This is a genomic window from Paramagnetospirillum magnetotacticum MS-1 (genome assembly GCF_000829825.1).
Lineage (GTDB): Bacteria > Pseudomonadota > Alphaproteobacteria > Rhodospirillales > Magnetospirillaceae > Phaeospirillum > Phaeospirillum magnetotacticum.
On the sequence record NZ_JXSL01000020.1, the window covers coordinates 191,839 to 211,655 of the forward strand.

The window sequence follows — 19,817 nt, forward strand, 5'->3', positions numbered from 1 at the left end:
GATCGGGCAGGGGACTTCAACCCCTTGATTTGTCTCGGTCCCGCCCGTGTCAGGACTTTCGACGAGCAGGAGAGACATTGATGCAGGTCCGCATCTATCGCCCGGCCAAGACCGCCATGCAATCCGGCCGGAGCGGCAACGCCAAGTCCTGGGTCCTGGAATACGAGCCGGCGGCTCCCAAGCAGCCGGATAATCTGATGGGCTGGGTCGGCTCGACCGACACCACCTCGCAGGTGCGGGTCAAGTTCGCCACCAAGGAAGAGGCCGTGGCCTTCGCCAAGAAGAAGGGCCTGGACTATTCCGTCGCCGCCGAAAACCCCCGTCTGCAAAAGCCCAAGAACTACGCCGACAATTTCCGCTACGACAAGCTGGAATTCGGCCGCTTCTGATCGCGCCCAGGCTCCGCCGGGCCCAGGCGGCTTTGGGCGCCCTTAGCTCAGTTGGATAGAGCAGCCGCCTTCTAAGCGGCAGGTCGCTGGTTCGAGCCCAGCAGGGCGCGCCATTCTCGCGCGCGTGGATCGGCCGGACAGTGTCGGATATGGGCATTGAGGAGCCTTCCCCTGGAGTGTAAGCGGCGGCACGCGATGTGACGCCGCGGCGCAATACGATGGATGCGCCGGACGGTTTGCCCTGTTAGAGTGGAGCCTCGTCCATCCGTGAGGGAAATGACCGTGAGCTCCAGCAATGACCGCCGCGTTGATGATCGCCACGAGGGCGAGGGCCTGTTCATGCTGTTCGACGGTATCCTGGTCGAGGTCGTCGATATCTCCATCGGCGGGCTGAAATTCCGCAGGCCGCCCGGCTTGCTCGCCCATGGCTATCGCTTTTCCTTCGAACTGCGTTCGGCCTATGAGGACCCCAACCCTCTGGCCAGGGGCGTGGCCATGGTGCGCGCCCTGGGGCCCGATTGGGTGGCGGTGGAATTCGTCCGTCCCACCTTCTCGCTGATGAAGGTGGTGGGCCGCCATATCGGCCGCCTGCTGGTCGGCCGGTCCCATCTGTTCCGGCACTGATGAAACTGAATGCTATCGAGGCCGGAAGCGCCGCCGCGGACAGGGTGCCGCTGCTGATTCTGCACGGATTGCTGGGCTCGGCCCGCAATTGGGGCGCGGTGGTCAAGGCCTTGGGCGAAAGCCGCCGGGTTCTGGCGCTGGATCTGCCCAATCATGGTTCCAGCCCTTGGACCGAGATCATGGATTACCCCTTCATGGCCCGCGAATTGGCCTCCGTGATCGAGCATCTGGGCGGAAGAGCGGCGATCATGGGACATTCCATGGGGGGCAAGGCGGCCATGACCCTGGCGCTTTCCCGGCCCGAACTGGTGGAGAGGCTGGTGGTGGTCGATATCGCCCCGGTGTCGTACAGCCACACTTTCGCCCCCTATATCAAGGCCATGCGGGGCGTGCCCCTGGGCGAGGTCTCGTCACGCGGCGAGGTGGAGGCCGCCCTGGCCGGGGCCATTCCCGACAAGGGCGTCAGGGCCTTCCTGATGCAGAATCTGGAAGGTGGGGCGGGCGGCTATCGCTGGCGGCCCAATCTGGCGGTCCTCGGCGCCCATATGGACGATATTCTGGCCTTTCCGCATTTCCCCGACGATACCGCGTTTCAAGGGCCCACCCTGTTCGTGGCCGGTGAGACCTCGGATTATATCCGTCCCGCCCATGAGGACGTGATCGCGCAATTCTTTCCCAAGGCCGAAAGCGTGGAGATTCCCGGCGCCGGGCACTGGGTTCACGCCGACAATCCGTCTGCATTCATGTCTGCCATCGGGTCTTTCCTGTAGTTATTCGTATTTGCTGGCTGTAGATTGACTTTGGTCAATTTCTGAGGGCGATTATCCGTGCAGGTCATCGACGCGGTCAAACTGCAGCGCAACATCATCTTGTACGCAGTGTTGGCCATGGCCGTCGTGGGATTGGGGGTGGCCACGGCCTCCATCATTCCGCTGCATCGCCAGATGGTCCGCTCGGCGGATCTGGCTTTGGAGCACGGCCTGGATCTTCAGGTCGCCGCCATGCGCGAGTCCCTGGACCGCATGGGCGACATGGCCCGGCAGGTGACCAGCCGCAGCGTCATCCGCGATGCCCTGGCCAATTATAACCGTGGCGCCATGGGCCTGGACAAGCTTCAGGCCTTTAGCGCCGACAAGCTGGCCGATTCCATGAAGCTGTCGCGTGACATGCAGGGCATATTGCGTGTCGGCCGCGATTATCAGCCCCTGGTCTTTGTGGGCAAGGCCATTCCGCCAGTTCTGTGGTCGCCGGAAAAGGGCGAGCCTCCGGCCCTGGGCGCCCCCAGGCTGATCGATGGGCGCTGGATGATGTTGGCCTCGGCTCCGATCATGGGTCGCGATGGCGTGCGTGAAGGTCATGACCTGCTGCTGTTCGATGCCCAGGGCTTGCGCGCCAGTGTGGCGGATGTCGAGACGCTGGGCCGCACCGGTGAAATCATTCTGGGGCGCATGGGCACGGCCGGGGCCGAAGTGTTCTTTCCCCGCCGAGACGGCGCGGCATCCGTCGACGAAGAGGTGACGGAGGCCTTCTCCAAGGCCGGGGCCGACCCCGAGCCTTTGTATCTGACACGGCCCGGCGGTGTCCCGGACGTGGTCTTGGCCCAGCGCCTGCCCGGTACCGACTGGATCGTGGTCGTGCGCCAGGAATTGGCCGAATTGCACAGTAATATCGACCAGTTGGTCCTGTCCGTGGTTCTGGGCGCCCTGGTGCTGGTCGGTTTCGGCATCGCCGGTTTCGTGCTGATCCTGCGGCCGCTGACCGGGCGGATGCTGGTCCATACCGGCGATCTCAAACGGCAGATCAAGAGCGGCGAACTGGCGCAGCTGGCGCTGGAACGCGCCCTGGAGGGGACCATCGAGGCGGTGGCCTCCACCATCGAGGTGCGTGATCCCTATACCGCTGGCCATCAGCGCCGGGTCGCCGAGATCGCCGTGGCCATCGGCCGGAGAATGGGACTGTCCGAGGAGCAGCTCAAGGGACTGAGGGTGGCCGGGACCATTCACGACATCGGCAAGATCGGAGTTCCCGCCGAGATGCTGACCCGTCCGGGCCGTCTGTCACCCATCGAATTCGATATCATCCGCAATCATTCCGCCGATGGCTGCGAGATTCTCAACGGCGTGGATTTTCCCTGGCCCATCGCCGACATGGTGCGTCATCACCACGAGCGCATGGACGGCAGCGGCTATCCCGACGGGCTGAAGGGGGACCAAATCCTTCTCGAAGCCCGTATCCTGGCCGTGGCCGACGTGGTCGAGGCCATTGCCTCCGACCGTCCCTATCGCGCGGCCCTGGGCCTGGAGGCCGCCATGCGCGAGATCATCACGCACCGGGGCAGCAGCTTCGACGCCGAGGTGGTGGACGCCTGCCGGGCACTGGTGGCCGAGGGGCAATTGCCGCTGGGGCGGCCCACCATTCAATAATCGTCAGCGATCACACTTAGTCGAAAAAAATCCCCGGGAACCATGCGATTCCCGGGGCGTAGGGTGGAGTTTGAAGGGGTCTCTTAGTAGATGTCGTGCTGGGTGTTGTAGACGTTGAACTTGCCGGTGGGCGTGATCAGCTTGGGGTCTTTGATCACCGCCTTCACCTTGCGGGTCTTGTCGTCCATGACCACGATGGCCGAGGGATCGGTCTTTCCGGCCCAGATGGAGAACCAGACCTCATCGCCCTTCTCGTTGTATTCGGCCTGCACCGCGCGCTTGACCGCCTTGGTCTCGGGCAGGTCGGCCAGCTTGGCGATGTTGATGACCTCGGGTCCCTTGTCCAGGTTCTTGATGTCGTAGACGGTGACGGATTCGGCCATGTCCTTTTCGGGGAACAGCGGAGCGTCGGCCCACAGATTGTTGGACTTGGGGTGTGTCTTGACGAACAGCGAACCGGCGCCATGGTTCTTCAGTTCGGCGACCACCTTCCAGGCCTGGTCCTTATGCTTGGCTGGATCGGTGCCGATCAGGGTGATCACGTCGGCGCCCAGATGGGAGGTGGCCCAGACAGGACCGAACTTGGGATGAACGAAGTTGGCGCCACGGCCCGGATGGGGCTTTGACTTGGTATCGACCAGGCCGGCCAGTTTGCCGTCCTTGGTATCGACCACGGCCACCTTGTTGGAGGCGTTGGCGGCCACCAGGAAATAGCGCTTGGACGCGTCCCAGCCACCGTCGTGGAGGAACTTGGCCGATTCGATGGTGGTCTCCTTCAGATTCTTGATGTCGGAGTAATCCACCAGCTTGATCAGGCCGGTTTCCTTGATGTTGATCACCCATTCGGGCTTGATCATCGAGGCGACGATGGAGGCCACGCGGGGTTCCGGGTGGTATTCGCCGTCCACGGTGATGCCGCGGGTCGAGACGATCTTGAGCGGCTTCAGGTCGGCGCCGTCCATGATCACGTATTGCGGCGGCCAGTAGGAGCCCGCCACCGCGTATTTATCCTCGAAGCCCTTGAACTTGGAGGTTTCCACCGAGCGGGCATCCATGCCGATCTTGATGGTGGCGACCACGGCGGGGGTCTCCATCCACAGATCAATCATGTCCAGCTTGCCGTCGCGGCCGATGACATAGACGAAGCGGCCCGACGCCGACAGGCGCGAGATGTGCACGGCATAGCCGGTCTTGATGATGGTCCAGATCTTCTTGGTGTCGCCGTCGATCAGGGCGATCTCGCCCGAGTCGCGCAAGGTCACCGAGAAGACGTTCTTCAGGTTGACCTTGTTCAACTGCTTCTTGGGACGGTCTTCCGGCTTCACCACGACCTTCCAAGACGCGGTCATTTCCTTGATGCCCCATTCCGGCGGAACGTCGGGGGTCATCTGGATATAGGTGGCCATGTTCTTGATCTCATCCTTGGTCAGGATGTCGTCGAAGTTGACCATGCCGCCGTCGGTGCCGTTGGTGAGAATCTTCTCGAGGCGGGCCTGACCCAGCTTGGTGGTATTGGCCGGTTCGAGATTCTTGCCAGTGGCGCCCTTGCGCAGCACGCCATGGCAGCCCGCGCAGCGCTCGAAATAAATCTTGGCGCTGGCCTCCTTGGCGTCCTTGCTCAACGTCGCTTCCTGGGCGAACGCGGCACCCCCCATCGCAAACGGCAATGCCGTCAGCAACAATGCGTTCCGAACTCCCTTCCACATGCCACAACCCTCCCTTACGTCAAACTACACCCTTGGCCAAAAACCCGTCGGACGGTGGCCAGAGCACGAAATGTCGGGGGAGAATGGCTCTGGCGTGCGGGGCGGGATGTGACCTTCGTCAAATTCCGTCATGGAAAGTCCCGAGGCCCTGCCAAAGGACTATCCATTACGATTGGTAGCCGCTTCGATGCAGGCGCGGCGCAACCGGTTCACGTCGTCGATGCGGATGGAATTGCCGGTGGTATGCACGCCCAGCACCCGCAGCCGTCCCAGGACGCGCGACAGGCTTTCCCTGCGGATTCCCACCCGGCTGGCCAGGACTTCCTTGTTGAAGGGCAATTGCACATCGACCCGGCCCTGGGTGGCCGGAGTCTGAGCCAGGAGGAATTCAGCCACCCTTTGCCAGGGCGTCAGTTCCTTCAGGTCGGAAATCTCGGCGGCCAGGCGGCGGTTCCACTTCACCAGGGCGGCCAACATGCGATAGGCCAGGGCGTGGTCCGAGTGCAGGGTATAGAGAAAGGCGCGCCGTCCCACCCGGATCAGGGTGGCGTCCTCGATGACCTCGGCATGCAGCGGAAAACGTCCGGTGGACAGCATGGCGGCCTCGGCGAAGGAGGTGCCGGGTCCAAAGATTTCCACGATGCTTTCCCGCCCATCCTGGGTCAGGGCGAACAGCTTCACCGCGCCGTCGAGTACGATATAGAAGCAGTCGGCCTCGTCACCGGCGCCGAACAGCAAGGTGCTGCGGCGGCGCAAGATGGTGGCCGAATCGGCCAAGAGGCGGTTCAGCACCTGGGGCAGGATGCCGTCGAACAGCGGCAAAGCCGCCACCACGTCCTGGGCCTCGCGCGAGCCCTTGAAGATCCGCTGCGGCGTGGACAAGGTGCGGTCGCAATCCGCTGTCGGACCTTCGCAGGACGGGCGGCATGGGCACGAAACCGGCCCGCCCGATCCCTTAGGGTCCTGTGATCCGCTAGGCGGTGAACGCAGCGCAGTCGCCATAGATCCTCAACTCCGTCACATCGGCGATTTCGACCTTGTCGGTGCGGCTGGCCACCACACCCTTGTCCCGCAGTTTGGCGAAGGCCCGCGACAGGGTTGCCGGGTCCATGCCTAAATGATCGGCCAGATGCCGTTTTTCATAAGGCAGCCGGACCACCGCCCGGCCCGTGGCGTCACCGGCCAGGGCCAGCAGATAGCTGGCCAGGCGTTCGGCGGTGGATTGCATCTTCAATTCGGTGATTTCGCGCACCTGTTCGCGCAGATGGCCCGCCATGGCCGAGATCATGACGATGGCGACCTCGAAATGGCTTTCCAGATAGGCCATCAGTTTGCCCGCGGGCAGGGCGATCAGACTCACCGATCCGGCGGCGCGTGCTGTCGCCGCATGGGGCATTCCGGTCAGCACCGCTTCCTCGCCCACCGTATCTCCGGCCGTCAGCCGGAACTGAGGCGAGGCGCCGGGCGGCTGGATGAGGATTTCGCCTTCCAGCAACAGGAACAGAAACTCGGCAGCCGCGCCCTCGGCGAACACTTCGGCGCCGTCGGGCAGGACCTGCGCCAGATGGCCTTCCAGCAAGGTGGCGGCATCTGCGGCGGGAACCGCCGAGAACAACCGGCTTCGCCTTAGTGCGCACAAGTTTTCGGATTGCATCGCCCCTCCCGCAGCCTGCGGAGCCTCGCCCCGATCGTCCCCAAGCTTCCTTATCATCGCTCCAATATGATTGGGCGCGACTTGACCTTGGTTAAGTGAGCGGGGCGTGATGGGCTTGGTTTTGAAGTAATAGACTTAAGTATAGCTATGGTTTTTAGGTACCAGTGAATCCTGGGTAAATTGATCAAAATCACGTCGATGACCGTGGCCGCTGATTACTCTGTTCCACATTCCGGAGCCCGCGCAGGCCTTCGGGAGGGTGCCCGCCGAGTGCGGGCTGGAGCGCGCGCGGGCCAGACCGGATTGGAACGTCCGGGACGCTGGGGAGCGCAATGGCTACTGAATCCTTTCTCGGGAAACTGCTGAGAATGAAAATCCTGGGCGCCTCCGTCTTCGGCGCGGCGGTGATTTTTGTCGGCGGCATCATGTTCTGGGGCGCCTTCAACACGGCGATGGAAGCCACCAACACGCTTGGCTTTTGCATCAACTGCCACGAGATGAAGGACAACGTCTATCAGGAGTATGTCAAAACCATCCACTACACCAATCGCTCTGGTGTGCGGGCGGCATGCTCGGACTGCCACGTTCCCAAGGACTGGGTTCACAAATTCGTCCGAAAGATTCAGGCCAGCGGCGAGGTCTTCCATTGGCTGATGGGCTCGGTCAACACGCCGGAGAAGTTCGACGCCAAGCGTTTCCAACTGGCAAAGCGCGTCTGGGCCACCATGAAGAGCACGGATTCGCGCGAATGCCGTAACTGCCATGCCTTCGACCAGATGAATCCGGCCATGCAGAAGCAGCGCGCCAGAAAGCAGCACGAGAACGCCCAGGCCGAGGGCGGTACCTGCATCGACTGCCACAAGGGCATCGCCCACAAGCCCGTCCATCAACTTCTCGAGCAGGAGGAAGAGCAAAAGGCCGCCGAGGAGGCCAAGAAGAAGGCCGCCGCTCCGGCTGCCGCTCCGGCTCCGGCCTCTGCCGCAGCGGCTCCGACCGCCGCCCCGGTTGCCGGTGGCGCCGCGCTGCCGCCCGTTACGGCCAAGGCCGTGGACTGGAGCAAGGTGGCCGAAACCAAGTCAGTGCTGTTCTATCCCGGCCAGACCGCCATGGAGTGGATTTTGACAGGCACCGATCACGGCGGCACCCGCGCCTTCAAGAAGGGCGACCGCTGCTTCGAGTGCCACAGCAACGAGACCGCCGATATGGGCGCCAAGATGGCGTCCGGCTCCAAGGCGGAAAAGACCCCCATTCCCGGCAAACGCCCCGCCATTCCGCTGTCCGTCAAGGCGGCCTATGACGCGGACAACCTCTATCTGCGCCTGGAATTCCCCGCCGGTCCTCACAACGACGTCCCCTTCGCCAAGGGCGGCAAGCTTGATCCCGAAAACGAGGTCAAGGTGGCCATGATGATCGACAACGGCAAGGTGGACATGGCGGGCCGCTCGGGCTGCTGGACCACCTGCCATTCCGATGCCCGCGACATGCCGACCGCTCCGGCGGCCGGGGCGCTGGCTGGCGCCAAGGGCATCGACACCTCCCACGGCTATGTCACCAAATATGTGCCGGAAAGCCGCACTCAGTTCGACACCACCAAGCGCGACAACTGGGACAAGGTGAAGCCCCAGGCCGAGCTGGATGCCCTGCTGGCCGCGGGCACCTTCCTCGACCTTACCCGCTGGAAGTCTTCAGGCGCCTCGGAACAGGGCTATGTCCTGGCCGAACGTGTGCTCAAGCCCGCCAACGATGTGGCCTATACCGGCAAGAAGGAAGGCGACAACTGGGTGGTTACCATGGTCCGGCGTCTCAAGGCGAACCAGCCGGGACAGGTCAATCTGACCCCTGGTCAGGCCTATGGCGTTGGCTTCGCCATCCATGACGATTTCACCAATGGCCGTTTCCATCACGTCTCGGTGGATCTGAAGCTGGGTCTGGACGCCGAAGGGGAAATCAAGGCAGTCAAGCTGCCTTAAGCCGAGGGGAGGTCTCATGCGCCCAATCGCGTTATTCCTCGCCGTCCTGTCGTTCGCCGTCGCCGCTTTGGCGGCGGCGGACGAGAGCCACCGGGTCAGCATGGACAAGAACCTGTTCACGCCCAAGCTGCTCCGCGTCAAGCCGGGCGCCACGGTGGAATGGGTCAACGACGAAAAGCGCACCAGCCATTCGGTGTTCTTCGAAAGCGAAAAGCTGGCCGAGTCCCAGAGGCTGTTTCCGGGAGAAAGCTGGAAACGGACCTTCGACAAGCCGGGCTCCTACCCCTATCGCTGCGGACCGCATCCCGAGATGGTCGGGATCATCGAGGTGGCCCCATGACGAATGACCACGGGCCATTCTCTTGCTCAACGTCAAGCCACTGCGAAGCGGGGAGTGCTATTTCTCGGCCAGCCTGGGGGAGAGCTCGAGAATGCGGGTGCTTGGCGCGATAACCGGTGCGGTGGTGCTGGCGGCCTGGCCAGCCGGAGCAGAGCTCGCGCCCGAGCGTCAGGCCCGGCTGAGGGATATGGTCGCCCAGGATTGCGGATCGTGCCACGGCATGACCCGCCAGGGTGGGCTGGGCTCGCCCCTGCTGCAAGACGACATGGTCAAGCTGTCGGCGGAATCGGTGGTCCATACCATTCTGGAAGGCCGCCCCGGCACCCCCATGCCGCCGTGGAAGACCATGCTGAGCCGTGACGATGCCGCCTGGATCGCCGCCTATCTGATGGGAGAGGTGAAATGACGCGCGTGTTTGCGGTCTGTCTGACCCTTGCCCTGCTGGCCGGGTGTACGCCCGCGCTTCGCGGCACCGGCGATCTGGGGCTGGTGGTGGAACGCGCCGATGGCCGCCTGATGGTGGTGGAGACGACCGGCAATACCAAGCTGGCCTCGGTTTCCGGGCTGGGTGATCTGTCCCACGCCGCTTTGGTCTATTCCCGCGACCAGCGCTTCGCCTTCGTCTTTGGCCGCGACGGCGGATTGACCAAGGTGGATGTGCTGACCGGCTCCATAGCTGGCCGGGTCATGCAATCAGGCAATTCCATCGGCGGGGCCATCTCCCAGGACGGAACCCTGGTGGCGGTGGCCAATTACACGCCGGGCGGCATCAAGGTGTTTGACAGCGGAACCCTGGAACAGGTGGCCGATATTCCCGCCATGGGCGCCGACGGCAAGCCCAGCAAGGTGATCGGCATCGCTGACCTTTCGGGCAAGCGCTTCATCTATACCCTCTATGACGCGGGCGAGATCTGGATCGCCGATCTGGCCGATCTCAAATCGCCAAGGCTCACCAAGTACACCAATATCGGCAGGCTGCCCTATGACGCGCTGATCACCGGCGATGGGCGCTGGTATCTGGCCGGGCTGTTTGGCGAGGACGGCATCGCGCTTCTCGATCTGTGGAATCCGGGCAAGGGCGTGCGGCGCATCCTCGATCATTACGGCAAGGGTAAAGAGGCTCTCCCGGTCTACAAGATGCCCCATCTGCGCGGCTGGGCGGCGGCTGGCGACGAAATCTGGCTGCCCGCCATCGGCCATCATCAGGTGCTGGTGGTGGACAAGGGCACCTGGACGGAAAAAACCCGTATCGACGTGGCGGGCCAGCCGGTCTTCGCCATGGCGCGGCCCGATGGCCGCCAGGTCTGGGTGAACTTCGCCCTGCCCGATTACTCTAAGGTCCAGGTGATCGACACCCAGACCAAAACGGTGATCAAGACCCTGGAACCGGGTCTGGCCATCCTGCACATGGAATTCACGCCGAAGGGCGAGCGGGTTTGGCTGTCGGCGCGCGACTCCGACAAGGTGGTGGTCTACGACACCGAGACCCTGGAGCCGGTGGCGGAACTGCCCGCCGCCAAGCCCAGCGGCATCTTTTTCACCAACCGCGCTCACAAGACGGGGCTGTAGCCATGGATCAACTCGATCAGCGTCTTTTGAATGAGTTCCAGCAGGACTTCCCCCTGGCGACGCGTCCCTATGCCGTTCTGGGCGAGCGTCTGGGCCTGGGCGAGGACGAGGTGATGGATCGCCTCGCCCGGCTTTCGCGCGGCGGCTCCATCAGCCGGGTGGGCGCGGTGTTCAAGCCCCATGCGGTGGGCGGGTCCACCCTGGCCGCCATGGCGGTGCCCGAGGACCGGCTCGACGAGGTGGCCGATCTGGTCAGTTCCTTTTCCGAGGTCAACCACAATTACCAGCGCGAGCACCGTCTGAACCTGTGGTTCGTGGTCACGGCGACCAGCCAGCAGCGGGTGGCCGAGGTGCTGGCCGAGATTTCGGCCCGCGCCGGACTTCAGGTCCTCGACCTGCCCTTGCTGGAGCATTTCCACATCGATCTGGGGTTTGATCTCAAATGGACTTGAGCGACACCGATCTCGCCCTGGTCTCGGTTCTGGCCCAGGGCTTGCCCATGGTCTCCCATCCCTATCGGGCGGTGGGCGCGCAATTGGGGCTGGACGAGGCCCAGGTGATGGCGCGGATCCAGGCCATGCGCGATAGCGGGGTGATCCGCCGTTTTGGAATCATCGTCCGCCATCATGAGCTGGGCTTTAAGGCCAACGCCATGTCGGTATGGAGCATCCCCGACGAGGAAGTAGGCAAGGTGGGGCGTCTGCTGGGCGATGCGCCCGAGGTGACCTTGTGCTATCGCCGTCCGCCCCGGCTTCCCCTGTGGCCCTATAATCTGTTCTGCATGATCCACGGGCGCGACCGGGCGGAGGTGGAAGAGACCATCGGCGCGTTGAACCGCCGTTTCGTGTTGGGCGCCTATCCCCATGCGGTGCTGTTCTCGACCCGGCGCTTCAAGCAGACCGGGGCGCGCTATGGCCGTCCCATCCATCAGGCCGCGGCGGCGGAATAGGAGGGCGGGTATGGACGAGATCGACCGCGCCATCATCAACACGCTGCAAGGCGGCTTTCCCATCTGCGACCAGCCCTTCGCCGCCATGGCCGAGCCGCTGGGCCTGACCGCAGCCCAGTTGCTGGCCCGCATCATCAAGCTGAAGGCCGACGGCATCATCTCGCGCTTTGGCCCCATGTGGCATGCGGAAAGGATGGGCGGCGAACTGACCCTGGCCGCCATGAAGGTGCCGCAAGAACGCTTTGACGAAGTGGCCGGGATCGTCAATTCCCATCCCGAGGTCTCGCAGAATTATGCCCGCGAGCATGCCTTGAACATGTGGTTCGTGGTGGCAACCGAAAAGCCGGGCCGCAAGGCCGAGGTCCTGGCCGGGATCGAGGCCGGGACCGGCATTCCCGTTCACGACATGCCCAAGATACAAGAGTTCTTCGTGGGTCTGAGGTTCGAGGCATGACCGCCGCCCTCGACGCCATCGACCGCGCCATCGTGGTTGCCACCCAGGACGGACTGCCCCTGGTGGACCGCCCTTATCATGAGGTGGCGCGTCAGGTGGGTATCTCTCCCGACGAGGTGATGAACCGCATGGATCGCCTGCTGCATGAGGGAGCCATCCGCCGTATCGGGGTGGTGCCCAACCACTATGCGCTGGGCTATCGCTTTAACGGCATGACCGTGTGGGATGTGGCCGACGAGCATATTGCCGAGGCCGGGAAACGGGTGGGCGATCTGGATTTCGTCAGCCATTGCTACCACCGGCCGCGCCATCTTCCCGACTGGCCCTATTCGCTGTTCGCCATGATCCACGCCAAGGAAAAGGCCCAAGCCGATTCCCTGGCCGAGCGCATCGCCTGCGTTCTAGGCGATCTGTCGCGCGGCCATCTGGTGCTGTTCTCCTCGCGCATCCTCAAGAAGACGGGCCTTCGGCTTTAGGAGATCGCCTTGTTCCGCGTATCCCAGTTCATGCACGAGCTTGTCTCTCCCACTCCGGTGGGGCCGCGCCGCGATCCGCCCGGCCCGGTGGTGATCTGGAATCTGATCCGCCGCTGCAATCTTGCCTGCAAGCACTGCTATTCCATTTCCACCGACAAGGATTTCGCGGGCGAGCTTTCCACCGCCGAGGTGTTGGAGGTGATGAGCGACCTGAAGGTCTTTCGCGTGCCGGTCCTGATCCTGTCGGGCGGCGAGCCTTTGCTGCGGCCCGATATCTTCGACATCGCCGCCCGCGCCAAGGAGATGGGCTTTTACACCGCGCTGTCCACCAATGGCACCCTGATCGACGAGGCCGCTGCCGATCACATCGCCCTGACCGGTTTCGATTATGTGGGCATCAGCATCGACGGAATGGGCGCCACCCATGACCGCTTCCGGGCGCGCGACGGGGCCTTCGCCGACTCCCTGGGCGGCATCCGCCGTTGCGTGACGCGGGGCGTCAAGGTGGGCCTGCGCTTCACCATGACCATGGATAACGCCGCCGAACTGCCCCAGGTGGTGGACCTGATGGAAAGCGAGGGAGTGGGTAAGTTCTACTTCTCCCATCTGAACTATGCCGGGCGCGGCAACAAGAACCGCCTGGACGACGCCACCATCCAGGTGACGCGTCATGCCATGGACTTTCTGTTCGACATCGCCTGGGCCCATGCCGCCGCCGGGCGCCAACGGGAGTTCGTCACCGGCAATAACGATGCCGACGGCCCTTATTTCCTCTCCTGGGTGAAGCGCCATCACCCGGACAAGGCCGGGCACATCGCCGCCAAGCTGGTGCAGTGGGGCGGCAATGCCTCGGGCGTCAATGTGGCCAATATCGACAATCTGGGAGAGGTCCATCCCGACACCATGTGGTGGCACCACAAACTGGGCAATGTGCGCCAGCGGCCCTTTTCAGCCATCTGGCCCGATACCTCCGACCCGCTGATGGCGGGGCTCAAGGCCCGGCCCCGTCCGGTGGAGGGGCGCTGTGCCGCCTGTGCCCATCTTTCCATCTGCAACGGCAATACGCGGGTGCGGGCCGAACGGGTGACCGGCAACCCTTGGGCCGAAGATCCGGGCTGCTATTTGAGCGACGGGGAGATCGGGCTGGCATGAGCATTTCCGACCTGTCATCCCGAGCCTTGCGAGGGATCTCCGCCCGCTCTGTTGCGCGAGTTCTGCTGAGGCGTGCCAGGCTGGGATCCCTCCTCCCGATGGTCGTCGGGATGACAGTTCTCGCCACCCCCGCCCAGGCGGTCGAAGACGCGCCGCGTCTTTATGCCGAGCATTGCGCCGCCTGCCATGGCGGCGACAGGCTGGGGGCCATCGGCCCGGCTTTGCTGCCGGAGAATCTGGGGCGTCTCAGGAAGGCCGAGGCCGAAACGGTCATCGCTAGGGGCCGCGCCGCCACCCAGATGCCCGCCCATGGCGACAAGCTGACGCCAGAGCAGATCAAGGCTCTGGCCGAGTATGTCTTTACCCCGCTGGCGGCGGTGCCCGTCTGGGGTATGGAGGAGATCCGGGCATCGCGCGTGGTCAATGTGGACCCGGACCAATTGCCGTCCAGGCCGCAATGGGATGCCGATCCCTTGAACCTGTTCACGGTGGTGGAGACCGGCGATCATCACGTCACCATTCTGGACGGCGATAGCTTCAAGCCGCTGGCGCGGTTTCAAAGCCGTTTCGCGCTGCATGGCGGGGCCAAGTATTCGCCCGATGGCCGCTTCGTCTATCTGGCGTCCCGTGATGGCTGGATCACCAAATACGATCTCTATTCCTTGCAGATCGTCGCCGAGATCCGAGCCGGGGTGAACACCCGCAACGTGGCCGTCTCCCATGACGGGCGCTTTTTGATGGTGGGCAACATGCTGCCCCACACTTTGGTGGCGCTGGACGCCCGCGACCTGACGCCATTGCAGGTGATCCCAGTGATGGGCGACGCGGGCGCCACGTCGCGGGTCTCGGCGGTCTATACCGCGCCGCCGCGCGCCAGTTTCGTGGTGGCCTTGAAGGATATCGCCGAAGTCTGGGAGATTCCCTATGCCGACGATGCCGGGCCGGTGATGAACGGCTTCGTCCATTCCTACGAGAAGGGGCACGAGGAAGGCATCAGCCCCGGCGGCCGCTTTCAGGCCATCCGCATCCGCATTCCCGACTTTCTCGACGACTTCTTCTTCGACCGCAGCTATGAGCGGGTGATGGGGGCGTCGCGCGACGGCACCAAGGGTCTGGTGGTGGATCTCGATATCAAGCGCAAGGTGGCCGAGATCGACCTGCCTGGCATGCCTCATCTGGGCTCGGGGATCATCTTCAAGAAGGATGGCCGCGATTTCATGGCGACGCCGCATCTGAAAGAGGCGGTGATCAGCATCATCGACATGACAAGCTGGAAGACGGTGAAGCGCATCCCCACCCTGGGGCCGGGCTTCTTCATGCGGAGCCACGAGAACACCGGCTATGCCTGGATCGACGTTTCCATGGGCAAGGAAAAGGACGCCATCCAGATCATCGACCTGGATGCCATGGAGATCACCAGGACGCTGCGCCCGGCAGCGGGCCGCACCACGGCGCACGCCGAATTCGACCGGTCGGGTCGGCATGTGCTGATCTCGGTCATGGAGGCCGAGGGCGAGTTGATCGTCTTCGACGCCCAAAGTTTCGAGGTGGTGACCCGCATGCCCATGAAACGGCCGGTGGGCAAGTACAACGTCTTCAACAAGATCAATTATTCAAGCGGCACCAGCCATTAGCGGGCGGCGACGGAATCTCGTCGCCTGCCACGGTGGCGAGGCAGTCCCCCCATCGCCGGGCGAAGGCTTCGCCGTCCAGGGCGGGAGGCGAGGGCTCATAGATCACCACATGGGGAATGTTGGGACGCCGGATGGTGCGGCGGATCTCGAATTCCCGCGTCTGGCCCTCTTCATGGTCGCTATCTAGGACCACCACGGCCAGACGGGTGGGGTCCTGGGTCTTGATCACATCCATGAACTTGTAGTCGTGCCATTGTCGGCCGATCCGTGAGGTCTCGCCGCTGATCGTGGGATCTAGGGCGATGACCGCATGAATGTCGCCGCCATCCACAGGCGTCGACCATGAGGAATTGGCGATCAGCGAAACCCAGGCGCCGAAGGCCCTCCCGGCCAGCACCACGCGGGAATAGCCCTCATCGCGCGCCGCGCGGGCCTGGGTGAACAGGGCTTTGCCCAGATCGTGCTCGTGGGGAAAGTCCAGGGGGATGCGGTTGACGCGGATGTCCCAGCCGTCCCTGCGAAAACGGGCTATCACCGGCGGCACCTCGCCGGGGGCATCGGGGCCGATAGTATAGAGGATCAGGCGCTGTTCCGCCAAAGCCGGTGGGGCAAGGAGTGTCAATAGTAGCGCCAGGGCGCTCGAAAAGAAGCGGTATGTCATGGCTCACCATGGCACAGGCCGCTGACGTCAGGCTATCGCCAGCGATATGCCAACACCCTTTAAACTAGGGTTGGCAAGGCCTTCGACAAGCTCAAGAGCCTGTTCTGAAGCGTGATGCCTTAATATGCATCACGCTTCAGCTTCATTTGTTTTGCCCTCTGCCTTAGCGGGCGCCTCCGCGCCCTTGGCCGCTCGCTCAATGCTCGCATCAGCACCGCGCCTCATATTTGAGGCTCGGAGCTCTAGGCGATGGGGTCGGGGGGCGGCTGGACGCCGTTTCCCGACAACGCCGCATCCGCCTTGGCGGCCTGATCGGGAATGGTGAAGAAGAAGGTCGATCCCTGGCCGGGGGTGGAGGTCAGCCACATGCGCCCGCCATGGCTTTCGACGATGCGTTTGCAGATGGCCAGACCGATGCCGGTGCCGGAATAGGCCGTTCCGGTATGCAGGCGGCGGAAGACCTCGAAGACGTAGTCGTGGTACTGCGCCTCGATGCCGATACCGTTGTCGGCCACTTCGAAGCGCCAGGAATTGCCGTCGCGCTCGGCATTGATCCGGATGCGCGGCGAGTTTCCCTCGTCGCTGTATTTGAGGGCATTGCCCAGCAGATTGTGGAAAACCTGATAGAGCTGTCCCTGGTCGGCGATCAGACCCGGCAAATCGCCGATTTCCAGGACCGCATTTTTCTGTTCGACATTCGGGCGCAGGCTCTGGACGACGGTATGGACAAGCTCCCGACAGTCCACATCGCCCAAGTTGAGATGGGTGCCGCCCGCCCGGCTGTATTCCAGCAGGTCGCGCACCAGATTGGACATGCGCAGCGCCTCATTGATGATGAAGCGCAGATAGTCGTTGCCCTCGCTTCCCAGATTCTCGGCGTATTTGCGCTCGAGCAGTTGCGAGAAGCTGACCAGCCCGCGCACCGGCTCTTGCAGATCATGGGCCGCCACATAGGCGAAACGCTCCAGTTCGGCATTGGTGCGCGACAGTTCGGCGATCACCTGTTGCAGATCGCTTTCCGCGCGGGTGCGCTCATGGATTTCGTGCTGCAACTCGTCATGGCGGTCGTGCAGGTCCTGCACGGCGAGTTTGAGCTGGCGGGCGATGTTGTCATAGGCCCAGCGCAGGCGGTCAATCTCGTCGCCATTTTCGGGAAAGCCCAGCTTGTCGTCGAACATCGAGGCCTGTGACATCAGGGATTCCGGCATCAGGCTGCCCACATTGCGGGCCAGATCCTCCACTCGGCGGGTGACGATGCGGCTGAAGATCACATACATGAAGGCGGCGACCAGGAAGGTCTTTAGCGTGTTGGTCACCAAGATGGTGACGGCCTGGCTGAGCAGGCGGCCATAGATGCCGTCCAGGCTGGCCGCCACGTCCAGGGTGGCGATGGGGCGCATCTCGCCCCGGACTTCGCGGGCCAGAATGAATTGGCGATTGAGCAGCCGTTTGGACTTGATGGAGCCCGACGACCATGTGTTGCGTCCATCCGACGTGTTGATCACCGCATGTTCCACATGGGACAGCCGGGTCAGGGCGTCCAGCGCCAGGGTGATCTGCCGTTCGTCGAAGGTCCAGACGCTGCCGGTGATGGGCGGCAGGAAGATCCTGACCTGCTCCAACTGGTCGTCCATATCGGCGCGTTGCTGCTGGTATTCGTTGAAGAGCTGGTAGGCTGTCGCCAGAAGTGCGAGAAAAGAGCTGAACGCGACGATGAGCAAGATCAGGCGGCGGCCGATCCTGTTTTCGCGACCCTTCTTACGCAACATCATCATCATCATCATGATGGCAGGCAGCCTAGCCTTATCGCCTCGTGGATACGAGCGCTAAACATTCTCATTTTCTACTTTAGACTCGGTTGAGAAAATCCTTCGATCTTCAGTTCACTGGCGATGGCTTCCAGCTTGGCCATCAAGGCTTCGGCGTCAGGATAGGACCGGTTGAGGACAAGATGGGCGTCGAGCCGGTCGAGAACGTCGAATTCGACATCCCGGATCGGGTGGTCGGCCAGGACCTCCTGAGCCGGTCCGGCGTAATCGAGAAGATAGTCGGCGCGTCCGCGTTCCAGCATGGCGAATGCCGATTCGTGGCTGACGGTTCCGTTATTGGCGATGCGGTTGGCCGGATCCTTGATGAAGGCGAGGAGGCCGCCATAAGTGTAGCCATGGATGGTGATTACATCCTTGCCGATCAACCCTTCCTTGCCGGTAATGGGGCGCAGGTCCTTGCGGCGATAGACCCGCAATTCAGTTCCCGCCACGGGCCGCTTGCTGATCAGACAGCATTTATCGAGTGAAACTCCTCTCACCAGAATGGAAAAGTCGGTCTGTCCGTCGCGCAGGTATTCGAACAGACGGGCCGCAGGCAAGCCCCGCGCCCGCCACGTCACGCCCGCCCGCTGGAACAGCGGCACGGCCAGACGAAGCAACGGATTGTCGGGCTCGCCCCTGGAGTCCAGGCGGGTCGTCCACACGGACTGGTCCGGATAGGAATATTCGAGAATGCGGGGCTCTGCGGCCGCCGCGTCCGATGTCGCGGCGAAAAGGAGTAACAGTCCGGCGATGAGTCGAGAAGGCCCGCCCGCGGTCATTAGCCGTCCTCACCCCATCCATTCCCCATTCCTGTCATCCTAACCGAAAGTCCTGGGCTTCTCAATGCGGTAGGTACTCCATCCTTTAAATCACCTTTGGCGTGGTCTTCTCCTCTCGCCCGGCCTATCCTTTCGCCTAGGGAATCGCAAGTCAGGAGGGGCGGCATGTCCATGGACCGGGATCTTCATGCCGGGCTGGAGCCGGGCTTGCGTTTCGCCATGCTGATCGCCCCTGATGGCGGCGTCCGGGATCTGCGGTGGTCCGAGGTCGAGACGTGGAAGCCTGGCGACGGCTTTTTGTGGGTCCATCTGGAACGGGACGAGCTCATGGCCAAGACTTGGCTGTGCGAGCATTCCGGCGTCGATCCCCTGGTGGCCATGGCGCTGACCGCCGAGGAATCCCGCCCGCGGGTCGAGGATGTGGGCGATTCGCTGATGGTGGTGCTGCGCGGCGTCAACAAGACGCGTCAGGGCGATGGCGAGGGGGGCGCCGAGACCGAACTGGTCCCCATCCATATCTGGATCGAGGCCGAGCGCTGCATTTCGCTGCGCGACAAGGCTCATTCCCTCAACGCGCTGCGCGATCTGCGGCTGGCCATGATGATCGGCAAGGGGCCGCGCACCGCCGGAGCCCTGCTGGCCCGTATCGCCGAGAAAGTGGTGGACCATCTGGGCATTCTGACCGACGAGATCGAGGACAGCATTTCCGATCTGGAAGACCGCATCGGCGAGGGTCTGGCCGGTACCGATCTGCGCGAGGATATCGCCTCGGCCCGGCGAAAGGTCGTGCAGCTGCGCCGTTACCTGGCGCCGCAGCGCGATGCGCTCTACCGTCTGCGCCACGACGATGCCAGTTGGCTCGACCCCGAAGCCAAGATGCGGCTGCGCGAGGTCAATGACCGTCTGATCCGCCATATCGAGGATCTGGACGAAATGCGTCAGCGCGCCACCATTCTGCACGAAGACTTCACCAATCTGGTGGCCGAGCGCGCCGCCCAGTCGTCCAACCGCCTGACCGCCCTGGCCGCCATGGTCTTGCCGCCCAGCCTGCTGGCGGGCATGATGGGAACCAATATCGGCGGCATTCCCGGATCGCAGGAACCCCTGGCCTTCTTGGTCCTTTGCGGCGTGGTGTTGGGTATGATGCCCATCACCTATCTGATCTTGAAATGGATCAAATGGTTGTAGCCCCAAGACTTCGAAATAAATAGTTTCTTTTACTTTGG

At 63.0% G+C, this 19,817-nt stretch carries 21 protein-coding genes and 1 tRNA gene; 16 read left to right on the forward strand and 6 right to left on the reverse strand.

The genetic code is table 11. The annotated features are described in order from the left end of the window. Positions 1 to 80: 80 nt before the first annotated feature. From CCC_RS03305 to CCC_RS21010, 5 genes are all read left to right on the forward strand, one after another. Positions 81 to 389, forward strand: a complete 309-nt coding sequence (locus CCC_RS03305; RefSeq protein WP_009868480.1) for an ETC complex I subunit — start codon at positions 81 to 83, stop codon at positions 387 to 389. Positions 390 to 425: 36 nt separating this feature from the next. Further along, positions 426 to 502: transfer RNA gene (locus CCC_RS03310), tRNA-Arg, on the forward strand. 163 nt (positions 503 to 665) lie between these two features. Further along, complete coding sequence (locus CCC_RS03315; RefSeq protein ID WP_009868481.1) at positions 666 to 1,013, forward strand: hypothetical protein; 348 nt, start codon at positions 666 to 668, stop codon at positions 1,011 to 1,013. Further along, the gene (locus CCC_RS03320) at positions 1,013 to 1,783 is read left to right on the forward strand and encodes an alpha/beta fold hydrolase (RefSeq protein WP_009868482.1); all 771 of its coding nucleotides are present in this window, start codon (positions 1,013 to 1,015) and stop codon (positions 1,781 to 1,783) included. The genes CCC_RS03315 and CCC_RS03320 overlap by 1 nt, the downstream gene beginning before the upstream one ends. Positions 1,784 to 1,840: 57 nt before the next feature. Next, entirely contained in the window at positions 1,841 to 3,436 is a 1,596-nt protein-coding gene (locus CCC_RS21010) for an HD domain-containing phosphohydrolase (RefSeq protein WP_009868483.1), read from the forward strand. 83 nt (positions 3,437 to 3,519) lie between these two features. Here CCC_RS21010 and CCC_RS03330 read toward each other — a convergent pair whose 3' ends face one another. From CCC_RS03330 to CCC_RS03340, 3 genes are all read right to left on the reverse strand, one after another. Beyond that, positions 3,520 to 5,058 carry a nitrite reductase gene (locus CCC_RS03330; protein ID WP_456095275.1) on the reverse strand — a complete coding sequence of 513 codons (1,539 nt, stop codon included), beginning with the start codon at positions 5,056 to 5,058 and terminating at the stop codon, positions 3,520 to 3,522. A gap of 243 nt (positions 5,059 to 5,301) precedes the next feature. Then, positions 5,302 to 6,024 (reverse strand): Crp/Fnr family transcriptional regulator, encoded by a 723-nt coding sequence (locus CCC_RS03335; RefSeq protein WP_009868485.1) that lies wholly within the window; start codon positions 6,022 to 6,024, stop codon positions 5,302 to 5,304. A 91-nt stretch (positions 6,025 to 6,115) separates the two neighbouring features. Further along, a complete protein-coding gene (locus CCC_RS03340) occupies positions 6,116 to 6,796 on the reverse strand; it encodes a Crp/Fnr family transcriptional regulator (protein WP_041039782.1) in 681 nt (226 codons plus the stop codon). A gap of 368 nt (positions 6,797 to 7,164) precedes the next feature. Between CCC_RS03340 and CCC_RS03345 the strand changes: the two genes are divergently transcribed. The 10 genes from CCC_RS03345 (at position 7,165) to CCC_RS03390 (ending at position 15,340) form a co-directional block, all read left to right on the forward strand. Then, positions 7,165 to 8,766, forward strand: coding sequence for a NapC/NirT family cytochrome c (locus CCC_RS03345; RefSeq protein ID WP_009868487.1), 1,602 nt, complete (start codon positions 7,165 to 7,167; stop codon positions 8,764 to 8,766). A 16-nt stretch (positions 8,767 to 8,782) separates the two neighbouring features. Further along, positions 8,783 to 9,106 carry a cupredoxin domain-containing protein gene (locus CCC_RS03350; RefSeq protein ID WP_009868488.1) on the forward strand — a complete coding sequence of 108 codons (324 nt, stop codon included), beginning with the start codon at positions 8,783 to 8,785 and terminating at the stop codon, positions 9,104 to 9,106. A gap of 91 nt (positions 9,107 to 9,197) precedes the next feature. After that, positions 9,198 to 9,512: a c-type cytochrome gene (locus CCC_RS03355; protein WP_041039786.1), complete on the forward strand. Its 315-nt coding sequence runs from the start codon at positions 9,198 to 9,200 to the stop codon at positions 9,510 to 9,512. Next, complete coding sequence (locus tag CCC_RS03360) at positions 9,509 to 10,675, forward strand: cytochrome D1 domain-containing protein (RefSeq protein ID WP_009868490.1); 1,167 nt, start codon at positions 9,509 to 9,511, stop codon at positions 10,673 to 10,675. Before CCC_RS03355 ends, CCC_RS03360 begins: the two co-directional genes overlap by 4 nt. Before the next feature lie 2 nt (positions 10,676 to 10,677). Further along, the gene (locus tag CCC_RS03365; RefSeq protein ID WP_009868491.1) at positions 10,678 to 11,127 is read left to right on the forward strand and encodes an AsnC family transcriptional regulator; all 450 of its coding nucleotides are present in this window, start codon (positions 10,678 to 10,680) and stop codon (positions 11,125 to 11,127) included. Then, the gene (gene ahbB, locus CCC_RS03370; protein WP_009868492.1) at positions 11,118 to 11,624 is read left to right on the forward strand and encodes a siroheme decarboxylase subunit beta; all 507 of its coding nucleotides are present in this window, start codon (positions 11,118 to 11,120) and stop codon (positions 11,622 to 11,624) included. Before CCC_RS03365 ends, ahbB (CCC_RS03370) begins: the two co-directional genes overlap by 10 nt. Positions 11,625 to 11,634: 10 nt before the next feature. Beyond that, a complete protein-coding gene (locus CCC_RS03375; RefSeq protein ID WP_009868493.1) occupies positions 11,635 to 12,078 on the forward strand; it encodes an Lrp/AsnC family transcriptional regulator in 444 nt (147 codons plus the stop codon). Beyond that, complete coding sequence (ahbB, locus tag CCC_RS03380; RefSeq protein WP_009868494.1) at positions 12,075 to 12,554, forward strand: siroheme decarboxylase subunit beta; 480 nt, start codon at positions 12,075 to 12,077, stop codon at positions 12,552 to 12,554. The genes CCC_RS03375 and ahbB (CCC_RS03380) overlap by 4 nt, the downstream gene beginning before the upstream one ends. Positions 12,555 to 12,563: 9 nt before the next feature. After that, entirely contained in the window at positions 12,564 to 13,706 is a 1,143-nt protein-coding gene (gene nirJ, locus CCC_RS03385; RefSeq protein WP_041039788.1) for a heme d1 biosynthesis radical SAM protein NirJ, read from the forward strand. Positions 13,707 to 13,816: 110 nt separating this feature from the next. Further along, positions 13,817 to 15,340, forward strand: coding sequence for a nitrite reductase (locus CCC_RS03390; RefSeq protein WP_236686289.1), 1,524 nt, complete (start codon positions 13,817 to 13,819; stop codon positions 15,338 to 15,340). Here the strand turns inward: CCC_RS03390 and CCC_RS03395 are convergent. The 3 genes from CCC_RS03395 to CCC_RS03405 all read right to left on the reverse strand — a co-directional run bounded on the left by CCC_RS03395 (position 15,312) and on the right by CCC_RS03405 (position 18,474). After that, positions 15,312 to 16,001 carry a hypothetical protein gene (locus CCC_RS03395; protein ID WP_152619680.1) on the reverse strand — a complete coding sequence of 230 codons (690 nt, stop codon included), beginning with the start codon at positions 15,999 to 16,001 and terminating at the stop codon, positions 15,312 to 15,314. The genes CCC_RS03390 and CCC_RS03395 overlap by 29 nt on opposite strands. Before the next feature lie 242 nt (positions 16,002 to 16,243). After that, positions 16,244 to 17,785, reverse strand: a complete 1,542-nt coding sequence (locus CCC_RS21015) for a sensor histidine kinase (RefSeq protein WP_009868382.1) — start codon at positions 17,783 to 17,785, stop codon at positions 16,244 to 16,246. Positions 17,786 to 17,844: 59 nt separating this feature from the next. After that, positions 17,845 to 18,474, reverse strand: a complete 630-nt coding sequence (locus CCC_RS03405) for a substrate-binding periplasmic protein (RefSeq protein WP_236686290.1) — start codon at positions 18,472 to 18,474, stop codon at positions 17,845 to 17,847. Positions 18,475 to 18,756: 282 nt separating this feature from the next. On the opposite strand from CCC_RS03405, the gene CCC_RS03410 reads away from it, so the two are divergent. Then, positions 18,757 to 19,779: a CorA family divalent cation transporter gene (locus CCC_RS03410; RefSeq protein ID WP_009868380.1), complete on the forward strand. Its 1,023-nt coding sequence runs from the start codon at positions 18,757 to 18,759 to the stop codon at positions 19,777 to 19,779. Positions 19,780 to 19,817: the final 38 nt, after the last annotated feature.

What these genes read in the sequence shown, in the direction of transcription:
- CCC_RS03305 (WP_009868480.1), top strand. Translation starts at nt 81, where the DNA reads ATGCAGGTCCGCATCTATCGCCCGGCCAAGACCGCCATGCAATCCGGC.
- CCC_RS03315 (WP_009868481.1), top strand. Translation starts at nt 666, where the DNA reads ATGACCGTGAGCTCCAGCAATGACCGCCGCGTTGATGATCGCCACGAG.
- CCC_RS03320 (WP_009868482.1), top strand. Translation starts at nt 1,013, where the DNA reads ATGAAACTGAATGCTATCGAGGCCGGAAGCGCCGCCGCGGACAGGGTG.
- CCC_RS03340 (WP_041039782.1), bottom strand. Translation starts at nt 6,796, where the DNA reads ATGCAATCCGAAAACTTGTGCGCACTAAGGCGAAGCCGGTTGTTCTCG.
- CCC_RS03345 (WP_009868487.1), top strand. Translation starts at nt 7,165, where the DNA reads ATGAAAATCCTGGGCGCCTCCGTCTTCGGCGCGGCGGTGATTTTTGTC.
- CCC_RS03350 (WP_009868488.1), top strand. Translation starts at nt 8,783, where the DNA reads ATGCGCCCAATCGCGTTATTCCTCGCCGTCCTGTCGTTCGCCGTCGCC.
- CCC_RS03355 (WP_041039786.1), top strand. Translation starts at nt 9,198, where the DNA reads ATGCGGGTGCTTGGCGCGATAACCGGTGCGGTGGTGCTGGCGGCCTGG.
- CCC_RS03360 (WP_009868490.1), top strand. Translation starts at nt 9,509, where the DNA reads ATGACGCGCGTGTTTGCGGTCTGTCTGACCCTTGCCCTGCTGGCCGGG.
- CCC_RS03365 (WP_009868491.1), top strand. Translation starts at nt 10,678, where the DNA reads ATGGATCAACTCGATCAGCGTCTTTTGAATGAGTTCCAGCAGGACTTC.
- ahbB (WP_009868492.1), top strand. Translation starts at nt 11,118, where the DNA reads ATGGACTTGAGCGACACCGATCTCGCCCTGGTCTCGGTTCTGGCCCAG.
- CCC_RS03375 (WP_009868493.1), top strand. Translation starts at nt 11,635, where the DNA reads ATGGACGAGATCGACCGCGCCATCATCAACACGCTGCAAGGCGGCTTT.
- ahbB (WP_009868494.1), top strand. Translation starts at nt 12,075, where the DNA reads ATGACCGCCGCCCTCGACGCCATCGACCGCGCCATCGTGGTTGCCACC.
- CCC_RS03390 (WP_236686289.1), top strand. Translation starts at nt 13,817, where the DNA reads ATGACAGTTCTCGCCACCCCCGCCCAGGCGGTCGAAGACGCGCCGCGT.
- CCC_RS03395 (WP_152619680.1), bottom strand. Translation starts at nt 16,001, where the DNA reads ATGACATACCGCTTCTTTTCGAGCGCCCTGGCGCTACTATTGACACTC.
- CCC_RS21015 (WP_009868382.1), bottom strand. Translation starts at nt 17,785, where the DNA reads ATGATGATGATGATGATGTTGCGTAAGAAGGGTCGCGAAAACAGGATC.
- CCC_RS03410 (WP_009868380.1), top strand. Translation starts at nt 18,757, where the DNA reads ATGTCCATGGACCGGGATCTTCATGCCGGGCTGGAGCCGGGCTTGCGT.